Genomic DNA, 11,436 nt, shown 5'->3' with positions numbered 1-11,436 from the left:
CCGGCCCGCCAGATGCGGACCCTGGTCCCCAAATGGCGGAGAACCCGCCCGCCCGGCCCGCCAGACGCGGACCCTGGTCCCCAAATGGCGGAGAACCACCCACCCCGCCCGCCAGACGCGGACCCCGGCCCCCAAATGGCGGCCACCGACCCGACCGAGCGGGCGTCGGGAAGCGAGCCCAGCGGCATACGGAATCATCCTTCGGGACGGGGGCGTGACCCACGTCACCCAGCCCGCCCGCGCGTGCGGGGGCTCGCCGCCCGGCTGGTAGTTTCGAGTGTCCACAGCCACACCGATGTGAAGGGCCACCCGTGAGCACAACCCCCGTGAAAGTCGCCGTCACCGGCGCCGCAGGCCAGATCGGCTACAGCCTCCTCTTCCGCATCGCCAGCGGTGCCCTCCTCGGCCCGGACACCCCCGTCGAGCTGCGTCTCCTCGAGATCACGCCGGCCCTGAAGGCCCTCGAGGGCGTCGTCATGGAGCTCGACGACTGCGCGTTCCCGACCCTCGCCGGCGTCGAGATCGGTGACGACCCCAACGCCATCTTCAACGGCACCAACCTCGCCATGCTCGTCGGCGCCATGCCGCGCAAGGAGGGCATGGACCGCGCCGACCTGCTCGCCGCGAACGGCAAGATCTTCACCGGCCAGGGCAAGGCGCTCAACGACCACGCCGCCGACGACATCAAGGTCCTCGTCACCGGCAACCCGGCCAACACCAACGCGCTCATCGCGATGTCCAACGCGCCTGACATCCCCCGCGAGCGCTTCAACGCCCTGACGCGCCTCGACCACAACCGCGCCAAGACGCAGCTCGCCAAGAAGCTCGGCGTCAGCGTCACCGAGATCACCAACCTGGCGATCTGGGGCAACCACGACGACTCGATGTATCCCGACCTCTACAACACCAAGGTCGGTGGCAAGGTCGCGGCGGACCTCGTCGAGCAGACGTGGATCACCGAGGAGTACATCCCGACGGTCGCCAAGCGCGGCGGCGCGATCATCGCGGCCCGCGGCCTGTCGTCGGCGGCGTCCGCGGCCAACGCGACGATCGACCACATGCGCGACTGGGTCAAGGGCACGGACGACTGGGTGTCGATGTCGGTCCCGTCCGACGGCTCCTACGGCGTGACCGAGGGCATCGTGTCGTCGTTCCCGTGCGTCGTGAAGGACGGCCAGTACGAGATCGTCCAGGGCATCGAGCTCAACGACTTCTCCCGTGAGCGGATCGCCGCGTCGGTCGCGCGGCTCGAGTCCGAGCGCGACCAGGTCAAGGAGCTGGGCCTCATCTGAGGCTCCCGCAGTCCCGTCGAAGGGCGTCGGTCACCGGTGTGGTGGCCGGCGCCCTTCGCCGTATGCCGCTGGGCTCGCTCCCGCTGCCGCCTGGCCTGCGCGCGTGGCTGGCTCACGCCCGGAAGTGCCAGCCCCGAGGCGAGTTGACGACGACCCGGTCGGCACGGGCGGCCGAGGACGCGACGAGCGCCGCGTTCAGCTCGTCGCTCTCAGCGACCCACCGGGTGGCAGCCTGCCGCTCCTTGCCGAACGTGACGTGACGGTCGATCAGCCGAGACCGACGCAGGTCCTCGTCGCCGCTGACAAACCAGACCTCGGTCGTGGCGCGGCGGGCCCGCTCCCAGTGGGGCTCGGGCAGGAGCAGGTAGTTCCCCTCGGTGACGACGAGGCGCGCTGAGGGAGGCACCACCATCGCCGCGGCGATCGGCTGCTCGAGAGTCCGCTCGAACCCCGGCGCATAGATCCACGCATCCGGATCGTCGACGACGCGCCTCAACAGGTGCGCGTAGCCCTCGGCGTCGAACGTGTCGGGCGCTCCCTTGCGGCCGCGGGCCCCCAGCCGGTCGAGCTGGACGTCGGCCAGGTGAAACCCGTCCATCGGCACGTGGGCCACCCAGTCCTCGCCCCGCACTTCGGCAACCCCGGCGACCACGGCCTCGGCAAGAGTCGTCTTGCCCGCACCGGGCGCGCCGGCGATGCCGAGGACCGCCCGGCGCCGCTCGCCGACGAGGGCTGTCGCAGCGTTCACCAGCTCGTCGAGGGCCACAGCCGCCATCCTGCCGGTGGCGCCGGTGCAGAGTCGAGAGCCGAGGGCCGCGCCCGAGACCGGTCGCTGGACGGGCCCCGGGGGCCCACCACGTATCGGACCCTGGCGCGATCCGTGGTGGGGATCCCACCAAAAGCCCACCACGTATCGGACCGTGGCCCGATCTGCGGTGCCGTCAGATGTCGAGCCGCACCGTCGCCGACGCGAGCAGCACGCCGATGGCCAGGCCGACGAGCAGCAGCACGTCGATCGCCCGCGACCGGGCGTTCAACCCGCCGGCCTTGCGGTCCGGCCGGGCCACCAGCCGGACGAGGGCACCGAAGAAGAGGCCGCCGGCCATGATCCGGCCGCCCCACCGCACGTCGCCGAAGGCCATCATCAGGACGCCCACCGCCCCGACGACGGCGACGACGTACCACCAGCCGAGGACGACGAAGCCGCTACCTCGCCACTGCACTGGCCTGCGCCTCGGCCGCCTGCACGATGTTGGTCAGGAGCAGGGCGCGGGTCATCGGGCCGACTCCGCCCGGGTTGGGGCTGACCCAGCCGGCGACCTCGGCGACGTCGGCGGCGACGTCTCCGGCGATCTTGCCGTCGACGCGGCTCACGCCGACGTCGAGGACGGCAGCGCCCGGCTTGACCATGTCGCCGGTGATGATGTCGGGCACGCCGGCTGCAGCGATGACGATGTCAGCCTGGCGGACCTCGGCGGCGAGGTCCTTGGTGCCGGTGTGGCAGAGGGTGACCGTGGCGTTCTCGGACTTGCGCGTGAGGATGAGCCCCAGCGGTCGGCCGACGGTGAGGCCACGACCGACGACGACGACCTTGGCCCCGGCGATCGGCACGTCGTAGCGGCGCAGCAGCTCGATGCAGCCCATCGGCGTGCAGGGCAGCGGCGCCTTGCGGCCGAGGACGAGCCAGCCGAGGTTGGTCGGGTGGAGCCCGTCGACGTCCTTCTCCGGCGCGACCCGGGACAGCAGGGCCATCTCGTCGAGGCCGGTGGGCTGCTGCACGAGGAAGCCGGTGCAGGAGGGGTCGGCGTTGAGCTCGTCGATGACGGCCTCGACCTCGGCCTGCGTCGCCGTGGCCGGCAGGTCCCGGCGGAGGCTCGTGATGCCGATCTCGGCGCAGTCGCGGTGCTTGGCGTTGACATACCAGTGGCTGCCCGGGTCGTCACCGACCAGCACCGTGCCCAGACCGGGCACCACCCCCTGCTCGCGGAGCGCTGCGACACGCTCCTTCAGCTCGGACTTGATCGATACGAGGGTGCTCTTGCCGTCGAGGATCTGTGCCGTCACGATCGACATCCTGCCACGCCCCCCAGGCGGCCGTTCACTGCTCCCTGGCTCGCCGGGCAGCCCTCGCCTCACGCCGGTCCGTGATGAGGATCGAGCCGACGAGAACGGCTCCGGCGATGGCCGCGACGATGAAGAAGACCATGGCGATCGCGGGGTAACCGAGGATCCGGCTCGAGGTCGGGACCTGCATCATCAGGGCGGCTCCGACGACGATGGCGGCGAGGACGATGCCCATCGTCAACCGGTTGGCCAGGTGCTGCAGGACCGACACGAGACGCACCTCGTCGATGGTCTTGACGCGGAACGCGAGCTCACCGTCGGAGAGCGCGTCCATGATCCGGTTGGCCCGTCTCGGGAGCTGGGCGGCGAAGTTCTTCGCCTCGATCGCCGACGAGATGGCCCCGGACAGTGACACGGAGAGCCCGCCGCGGAGCAGCTCCTCGATGTTGTCGCGGATCGCCTCCGAGGGGACGAAGGAGGGGTCGAGGTGCTGGGTCACCTGGTCGAGGTTGAGCAGGGTCTTGCCGATCATCGCCATCTCGGCGGGTGGCCGCAGCCCGTGCTGCCCGGACAGGCGGCTCAGCTCGACGAGCACCGTGCCGGCGTCGACCTCGCTGCCCATCGTCACGGCGGTCGACACGAGGTGCGACACGTCGTCGCGGAACTTCGCCGCGTCGTAGCCGGCCAGTGGGTGGCCCATCTCCGCGAGGACGAGCGCCGCCTCCTCGCCGTCGCCCTCGCTCAGGGCGAGAAGCAGCTTGACGATCTGGTCGCGCACGCGGCGCGGCACGGCTGCCACCATCCCGAAGTCGATGAGCGCGAGCCGCCCGTCCTCGGTCAGCAGCACGTTGCCCGGGTGCGGGTCGGCGTGGAGCGTGCCGTCGACGAGGATCATCCGCAGGTAGGCGGAGAACAGCTCCTCGACGAGTGGCCGGCTGTCGACGTCGAGCAGCCCGAACGGCCCGACCGTCGTCACCGGACGCCCGGCCACGAAGTCCATCGTCAGCACCCGGGACGTCGACAGCTCGCTGATCGGCTGAGGCACCAGGAGGTGCGGGTAGTCGGCGGTCAGCTCGCCGAACCGCACGAGGTGCTGCGCCTCCTGCCGGTAGTCCAGCTCCCCCGCCAGCGACCGCCGGAAGTGCGACAGGAGGTTGTCGATGCCGTAGCGCCGGCCCACCTCCGTGTGCCGGTCGACCTTGCCGGCGATGGACCCGAGCACCTCCATGTCCCCTCGCACCGCCTCGCGGACACCGGGCCGTTGGACCTTGACGACGACCTGCCGCCCGTTGCGGGTCGTGGCCCGATGGACCTGTGCGAGCGAGGCTGCCGCGAGCGGCGCGTCGTCGAACTCGCTGAACAGGCTGCGGATCGGAGCACCCAGCTCCTCCTCGACGATCGTCCTGACCTCCTCGGCCGGGAACGGCTCGACGTCGTCCTGCAGGCGGGCCAGCGCCTCGGTGTAGGCGGCCGGCAGCAGGTCGACGCGCGTCGACAGCAGCTGGCCCAGCTTGATGAACGTCGGGCCCATCTGCTCCAGGTCGGCCGCGAGCCGCTCGGGCCCGCTGCCGTCCGGCCCGGCGTCGAGGTCGAACGCCTCGCCCTCCTCGACGAGGAACTCGTCCGTCTGCACTCCCGCGAGCAGGTCCCTGCGTCCGTGCCGCACGATGAGCCGGACGAGGTCCGCATACCGCTTCCGGTGACCAGCCTCCATGCTCGGACCGTACTCTCTCGTATGCCGCTGAGCTCGCTTCCACACGCGACCGACGGCCCGCTCCTGCCGGAGTCAGCGGAGCTGGTTGAGCGCCGCCCGGAACTCGCGCTGGGCCGCGAGCCGCATCGCGGCGAACGACTCGCCGCCCACGGGTGAGGCGACGCCGCCGGCCATCTCGCGGACCATGAGCAGGACCCGGAGCATGTCACCGAGGTGCTGGGGGCTCAGCTCGGCGGCGAGGACGGGCAGCTCCTCGTGCTCCTCCGCGTCCGAGTGGTCCCGCAGGCTCCGCTCGAGCTGGTCGAGCGTCACGAGGAACTCGTCGTCGGTCACTGTCAGCACCGGGTCCGACTCCGGCTGTCCCACGTCCGCCGCGCTCAGGCGGACCAGACGCTCCACGACTTCGGCGATCTCGCGCTCCTCGTCGAGCCGTTCGCGGGTCGCGTCGGAGACCCACGCGTTGTGCAGGGCCACCTCCTCTGCCGCCTCGTGGACGGCCAGGTAGCGCAACAGCGTCGTCAACTCGGTGCTGCGGTCCTCGCCCTGGGCATGACGCACCGCCGACAGCAGGCGCCAGAGGTGGTCGTGCTCGGCATGGAGCTGGGCACGCAGCTCGGTCAGGGTGGCGACGCGGACCTCCATCGGACCCCCTTCAAGGCACACAGGCGAGGCGTCTCGCTGTCGGCCTCCCCTACCCCGGAGCCTCTCAGGATAACCGGGATGAGACCCCTCTCACGAGGCCGCCCCCGGCAACCCAGGTGGCGCGGCGTATCTACGACCACTCACCGACCTCTGCGTGAGTGATGTCGGTCACACCACCGTGGCCGACACGTCAAGGGGAGGACACGGACATGGGTGCACTGGGACGCGTGTTGCGTCGCACCGGGACGGTCGCCGCGACAACGGCGGCCTTCACGTTGGCCGGCACCGGCATCGCCTCGGCCCACCACTGCTACAAGGACGAATGGCGCCAGGCGGCCTACGAGCACCTGGCGACCAGCCAGACGCCCTGGGTCTCGCTGAGTGACCTGGGCAAGATGTTCCTGCTTCAGGACCCCGCGCTCATCGAGGCCTGCGGCTACGTCGTGGACGACGCCGTGGCGGACTGGATGGCCGAGAAGGGCCTGACGCAGGAGCCGCTGATCCAGTCGCGCGCGACCGTGGGAGCCGGCGCCTTCTACTACAAGGGGACGGCGCCCGACCCGTTCGAGTACCTCACGGACGAGGACTTCAACGCGCTCGGCGGGGCGGTCTTCGCCGGCCTCGAGTCGTGCTCCGGCGGCGCCTGACCGACACCATCGCCGCCCCTGCGAGGCGCCGAGGCGCCGAGGGGGCTCGGGATCCCATCGGATCCTGAGCCCCTTCGGCGTCAGCTGACTGAATCGAGCTGGTCGAGGGGAATCTCCTTGTCCGCCAGCCGTTCCCGGTCGACGACCGTCCGGTTGCGGACCAGCTCCTGGACGGCGTCCATGGTGTCCCAGACATTGACGTGCATGCCGGCGAGGACCCGGACGCCGTCGCCCTCGGGCACGACCCAGAAGGTCATGAACTCATTGCTCGCGGGGTCCCCCCGGAAGACCACCTCGGTGTCGGTGCCTCGCGGGACGTAGCCGGCGTACTCGAGGCCGATGTCGTACTGGTCGGAGTAGAAGAACGGCACCGGCCCGTAGTGCACCTCCTTGCCGACGATCGACTGGCCGGCCGCGTAGCCACCGTCGTGGGCGTTGGCCCAGTGCTCGACGCGCACGTGCGTGCCCAGGGTGGGGTTGAACCAGTTGGCGACGTCACCGGCCGCGAATACCCCGTCGGCCGAGGTGCGCAGCGCCTCGTCGACGACGATCCCGTTGTCGACCTCGAGGCCGGCGTCCTCGGCGAGCCGCGTGTTGGGCCGGATCCCGACCCCAATGACGACGGTGTCCGCCGGGAGCCGCTCGCCGCTGCTGGTCACGACCGTGGTGACCCGCCCGTCCTCGCCCTCGAGCCGTTCCACTCCCTCACCGAGGCGCAGCGTCACGCCGTGGGACCGGTGCAGGTCCGCGAACCACGAGCCGACCTGCTCGCCGACGACACCGAGCAGCGGCGCCGACTGCGGCTCGACGATGGTGACCTCGGCGCCGTGGTGCCGGGCGGCAGCCGCGACCTCGAGGCCGATCCAGCCCGCGCCGATGATGACGACATCGCTGCCCGGGACCAGCCGCGCGCGGATCTTCGCCGAGTCGGTCATGGAGCGCAGGTAGAAGACGTCCGCCAGATCGGTGCCCGGGACGTCGAGCTTGCGCAGGCCCGAGCCCGTGGCGAGGAGCAGGGAGCCGTAGGCGAGCTGGCTGCCGTCCGACAGCGTCAGGGTGCGGGTGGCCGGGTCGAGCCGGTCGGCGGCCACCCCGAGGCGAAGCTCGACGTGGTTGTCGTCGTACCACTCCCGTGGATGGGAGAACGCCGATTCCTCCGGGTCGTTGCCGAGCATGACGCCCTTGGACAGGGGCGGCCGGTCGTAGGGCAGCCGGTTCTCCTTGCCGACGAGAACGACCGGGACGTCCTGGTCGCTCTCCCGGATGGCCTCGATGGCCCTGGCGGCCGCGAGACCGCCCCCGACGATGACGATGGGGTCACTGGTGCTCATGAGCCCACTCTCCCCCAGGCCCCCTGCCCCGGTCGAGAGGCGGACGGCCATCCGCGCGTGCACGCTGGGCGACGACGGATCCCTCCCGAATCTGCCGACTACGGCACTGCTCAGCCAGAGTGAGCAGTGCCGTAGTGGCTGGCCGCGCCCGGTGCCGCCAGCGGGTCGGCCCCGGGCACCCCGGGCAACCCAGGCGACCCGGGGCGCGGAGCGAGCCCAGCGGCATACGGCACGGGGAAGGGAGCTGTTCCGGGATGAGGAACGTCTCTGCCGGACCCGCCGGTAAGCAGCGACTCTCATAGCGGCGGCACACCGAGGTGACCGCAGGAAGTACGCAAAGGAGCGCCGGTGCCGAACCTGACCATCCACCCGACGGGCGAGGTCGTCTACCTCGAGCCGGGCGAGACGGTGCTCGGTGGCCTCTACAAGGCGGGCTACGCCTACACGATCGGTTGCCGTCGCGGTGGCTGCGCCATCTGCAAGGTGGACGTCCTCGACGGCGAGTTCTCCTACGACCACCCCGTGGCCGACTCCGTGATCTCCGAGCAGGAGCGCACGGACGGCACCTGTCTGAGCTGCCGGGCGGTCCCGGACTCGGACGTCACCATCGAGATGCGCGACAGCTGCCTGCGTCTCGTCAACCCGTTCCTGCGCCAGATCAACGAAAAGGCCCGGCTCCGCGCCGAAGCCCTGGCATCAACCACCACGAAGGAGTAGCAGTGGGAATCTTGAGGATGGGCTACGCGCACGTCCGGGTCACCGACCTGGCCGAGGCCAAGCACCACTACGCCAACACGCTGGGTCTCTATGAGACCCATTCCGAGGACGGCAAGGTCTTCTTCAAGGGCTGGGACGAGTGGGACCACCACTCGCTCGTGCTCGAGGAGGGCGGCGTCGGCGTCGTCAAGTACGGCTTCAAGGTCGAGAAGCCCGAGGACATCGACGAGATCGAGAAGAAGGGCCAGCAGTTCGGCCTGACGATGGAGCGCATGTCCGCCGGTGAGAACGCCGAGGTCAGCGACGGCATCCGCTTCACGACCCCGTCGGACCACGTCTTCGAGGTCTACCACTCGCAGACCCTCATCGGCACCGAGGTCGGCACGCACAACCCGGAGGCGTTCCCCCGTCACCTCGTCGGCGTCGGCGTGCCCGGCCTCGACCACTCGCTGATCCTCGCCGAGGACGTGCGCACGATGGAGAACATGCTCACCGAGGTGTTCGGCTTCTACGCCACCGAGCGCGTGCAGACGGACCTCAACGACGACGACGCGCACTACATCGCGACGTGGATGACGAGCAACAACCAGATCCACCAGATCGCCGTCCTCGAGGGCCCGCAGTCCAAGCTGCACCACGTGGCCTTCAAGCTGCAGGACTGGGCCGAGGTCGGCCACGCCGGTGACCTCTTCACGATGGACGACGTGCCGATCGACATCGGCCCGACCCGTCACGGCATCACCCGCGGCCAGACGATCTACTTCTTCGACCCGGCGGGCAACCGCAACGAGGTCTTCGCCGGCGGCTACCTCGCCTACCCGGACCGGCCGACCGTCAAGTGGACGCCCGACCAGATCGCCAAGGGCATCTTCTACCACGCCCGCGAGATCAACGAGCGCTTCACCACGGTCAGCACCTGATCATGACGACGACGGCAGCGCGCGCGACGTTCGTGCGCACGACTCAGACGATGACGTATGCCGCAGGGCGCGCTGCCGTCGACGCCGCCCTCGAGCGGGCGGCCGAGCTGGGAGTCCCCGTCAACGTGGCGGTGACCGACCCCTCAGGGGCGCTCCTGGCCTTCGCCCGGATGGACGGGGCTCCGCTGCTCTCCTCCGGGATCGCGCAGGACAAGGCATGGACGGTGTCCGCCTTCAACGGGATCGCCACGCACGAGTTCTTCGACCTGATCAAGGACGAGCCGGCCCTTCGGGAGGGGATCGTCCACCGCGAGCGCCTGGTCGTCTTCGGCGGCGGGGTCCCGGTGCGGGTCGACGGAGTGCTCGTCGGCGCCGTCGGGGTCTCCGGCGGGTCGGCCGAGCAGGACCGTGAGATCGCCGAGGCCGGCGCCGCCGCCGTGACCCACCCAGCCTGACCCCGCAACACGCCCGGCGCCCAGCAGCTCACCAGTGCTGCAGCAGGGGTCCGTTCGACACTTCCGGGCGTGTTGCGGGACACCCCCCACTGAGAGAGGACCGGCAATGACGCCGTTCATGCTCCAGGTCGCCGAGCTCGTCGGGGCGCGTGACGCCGACGTCGAGCCCGTCGCCCCGATGCCCCTGACCCGAATCAGCCAGCGCATCGCGACTGGCACCGGCGCGGACCGCCACGTGGCCATCCGCTCCCTGGCCGAGCAGCTGCTCTGCGAGGCCAACGCCGTGCTCTCCTCGGCCGGCACCATCATCGGCGGGGCCGGCGACGACCACCTCGCCCTCTACGACGAGACGCTCCCCAGCGAGCTCGCCTTCAACGTCACCTACCGCGGCCGCGCCGTCCGGGTCTCCACGACCTTCGTGGACGGCACCGCCTACGCCCGCCTGGTCGGCGACGGCTTCGAGTCCGAGGTCCCCCAGGAGCTCGACGGACCGGACGCCCTGCCCGACCTGCTCGTCCGGCTCCTCGTCGAGTCCGGCCTCACGCGGCACCCCGCCGCCTGACGCGTCCCACCTGACCCGTCCCACCTGAGTCGTCTCACCTGACTGACCGCGCCCCGTCCGGGACGCCCCTTGCGGGCGATCCCCATCCGAACGCGCCCGCTTCCGAGCACAGCCGCACGCCCGCACACGCCCAAAGGAGGGCCGAGCATGCAGTACGAACTGCGCACCCAGGTCATCGAGCCGCAGCGCAAGACCTTCGACCACCTCGTCGCGAGGTTCGGGGACCGCCCCGCCTCCCGCTACGAGGAGGGGTCGTTCGACATCCAGGCGAGGGAGAACCTCCACTACCGACCGCTCTGGGACCCGACGAAGGAGATCTACGACGAGTCCTTCAGCGTCCTGCGCCTGACCGACCCGTACTCCTTCACCGACCCGCGGCAGTACTACTACGCGCCCTACGTCACCTCGCGCGCCGCCATGTCGGACGCCTTCGGGTCGACGCTCACCTACCTGGAGAGCCGTGGCCTGCTCGAGCGCCTCCCGGATGCGTGGAAGGACCTCGTCGCGCAGCTCGTCATCCCGCTGCGCCACTACGAGTCGGGCGCGCAGCTGATCTCGACTGCCGCGGCCCGCTTCGGCTTCGGCACGACGATCACCCAGTGCGCCGCCTACGCCGCGTTCGACCGGATCGGCAACGCCCAGCTGATCAGCCGGCTCGGGATCGCCCTCGACGGCGGCACGGCGGGCCTGCTCGAGGACGCCAAGCAGTCCTGGCTCGAGGACGAGGCCCTCCAGGGCCTGCGCAAGCTCGTCGAGGAGACCATCGTCGAGCAGGACTGGGCGCTCGCGCTCATCGCCCTCGACGTCACCGACCAGCTGCTCTTCCGGGTGCTCTTCGCGCACCTCGACGACGCGGCCATCACCGGCGGCGCCCCCGCCTACAGCCTCGCGGCCCAGCACCTGACCGAGTGGTTCAAGGACCAGCGCCGCTGGCTCGACGCCCTCTACAAGACGTGGACGTCCGACCCCGAGCTCGGGGCCGCCAACGCCGAGATCCTCACCAGCACCGTCACCGGCGCGGTCGACCGGGCCGTGGCCGCGCTGCGTCCCCTCGCCGCCCGCGCCGACGCTCTCGTCGGGGCCGGCGCCGTC

The 11,436-nt window shown here is 70.7% G+C and carries 13 protein-coding genes; 7 read left to right on the top strand and 6 right to left on the bottom strand.

The annotated features are described in order from the left end of the window. The first annotated feature begins 311 nt into the window (after positions 1 to 311). Positions 312 to 1,292, top strand: a complete 981-nt coding sequence (locus tag OO014_RS17430) for a malate dehydrogenase (RefSeq protein WP_272463594.1) — start codon at positions 312 to 314, stop codon at positions 1,290 to 1,292. A gap of 112 nt (positions 1,293 to 1,404) precedes the next feature. On the opposite strand, the gene OO014_RS17425 is transcribed toward OO014_RS17430, so the two are convergent. The 5 genes from OO014_RS17425 to OO014_RS17405 form a co-directional block, all read right to left on the bottom strand. Further along, complete coding sequence (locus tag OO014_RS17425) at positions 1,405 to 2,067, bottom strand: nucleoside/nucleotide kinase family protein (protein WP_420485527.1); 663 nt, start codon at positions 2,065 to 2,067, stop codon at positions 1,405 to 1,407. 166 nt (positions 2,068 to 2,233) lie between these two features. After that, complete coding sequence (locus OO014_RS17420; RefSeq protein ID WP_272463592.1) at positions 2,234 to 2,515, bottom strand: DUF3017 domain-containing protein; 282 nt, start codon at positions 2,513 to 2,515, stop codon at positions 2,234 to 2,236. Beyond that, positions 2,499 to 3,356: a bifunctional methylenetetrahydrofolate dehydrogenase/methenyltetrahydrofolate cyclohydrolase gene (locus OO014_RS17415; protein ID WP_272463591.1), complete on the bottom strand. Its 858-nt coding sequence runs from the start codon at positions 3,354 to 3,356 to the stop codon at positions 2,499 to 2,501. The genes OO014_RS17420 and OO014_RS17415 overlap by 17 nt, the downstream gene beginning before the upstream one ends. Positions 3,357 to 3,390: 34 nt before the next feature. Next, complete coding sequence (locus OO014_RS17410; RefSeq protein ID WP_272463590.1) at positions 3,391 to 5,070, bottom strand: ABC1 kinase family protein; 1,680 nt, start codon at positions 5,068 to 5,070, stop codon at positions 3,391 to 3,393. A gap of 72 nt (positions 5,071 to 5,142) precedes the next feature. Then, on the bottom strand, positions 5,143 to 5,712 hold the full coding sequence (locus OO014_RS17405; protein WP_272463589.1) for a hemerythrin domain-containing protein: 570 nt from the start codon (positions 5,710 to 5,712) through the stop codon (positions 5,143 to 5,145). Between the two features lie 209 nt (positions 5,713 to 5,921). On the opposite strand from OO014_RS17405, the gene OO014_RS17400 reads away from it, so the two are divergent. Then, on the top strand, positions 5,922 to 6,359 hold the full coding sequence (locus OO014_RS17400) for a hypothetical protein (protein ID WP_272463588.1): 438 nt from the start codon (positions 5,922 to 5,924) through the stop codon (positions 6,357 to 6,359). An 80-nt stretch (positions 6,360 to 6,439) separates the two neighbouring features. On the opposite strand, the gene OO014_RS17395 is transcribed toward OO014_RS17400, so the two are convergent. Continuing rightward, positions 6,440 to 7,690 carry an NAD(P)/FAD-dependent oxidoreductase gene (locus OO014_RS17395; protein ID WP_272463587.1) on the bottom strand — a complete coding sequence of 417 codons (1,251 nt, stop codon included), beginning with the start codon at positions 7,688 to 7,690 and terminating at the stop codon, positions 6,440 to 6,442. A gap of 348 nt (positions 7,691 to 8,038) precedes the next feature. Between OO014_RS17395 and OO014_RS17390 the strand changes: the two genes are divergently transcribed. From OO014_RS17390 to OO014_RS17370, 5 genes are all read left to right on the top strand, one after another. Then, complete coding sequence (locus OO014_RS17390) at positions 8,039 to 8,407, top strand: 2Fe-2S iron-sulfur cluster-binding protein (RefSeq protein WP_272463586.1); 369 nt, start codon at positions 8,039 to 8,041, stop codon at positions 8,405 to 8,407. A 2-nt stretch (positions 8,408 to 8,409) separates the two neighbouring features. Beyond that, positions 8,410 to 9,327: a catechol 2,3-dioxygenase gene (locus OO014_RS17385; RefSeq protein ID WP_272463585.1), complete on the top strand. Its 918-nt coding sequence runs from the start codon at positions 8,410 to 8,412 to the stop codon at positions 9,325 to 9,327. Positions 9,328 to 9,329: 2 nt separating this feature from the next. Next, positions 9,330 to 9,782, top strand: a complete 453-nt coding sequence (locus OO014_RS17380) for a GlcG/HbpS family heme-binding protein (protein ID WP_272463584.1) — start codon at positions 9,330 to 9,332, stop codon at positions 9,780 to 9,782. Between the two features lie 106 nt (positions 9,783 to 9,888). Continuing rightward, positions 9,889 to 10,344: a hypothetical protein gene (locus OO014_RS17375; protein WP_272463583.1), complete on the top strand. Its 456-nt coding sequence runs from the start codon at positions 9,889 to 9,891 to the stop codon at positions 10,342 to 10,344. Between the two features lie 147 nt (positions 10,345 to 10,491). Further along, positions 10,492 to 11,436: hypothetical protein (locus OO014_RS17370; RefSeq protein WP_272463582.1), on the top strand; the 945-nt coding region annotated here is incomplete at its 3' end.

The sequence above is a fragment of the Intrasporangium calvum genome, from assembly GCF_028446585.1.
Lineage (GTDB): Bacteria > Actinomycetota > Actinomycetes > Actinomycetales > Dermatophilaceae > Intrasporangium > Intrasporangium calvum_A.
This window is presented reverse-complemented; position numbering and strand designations above follow the sequence as displayed.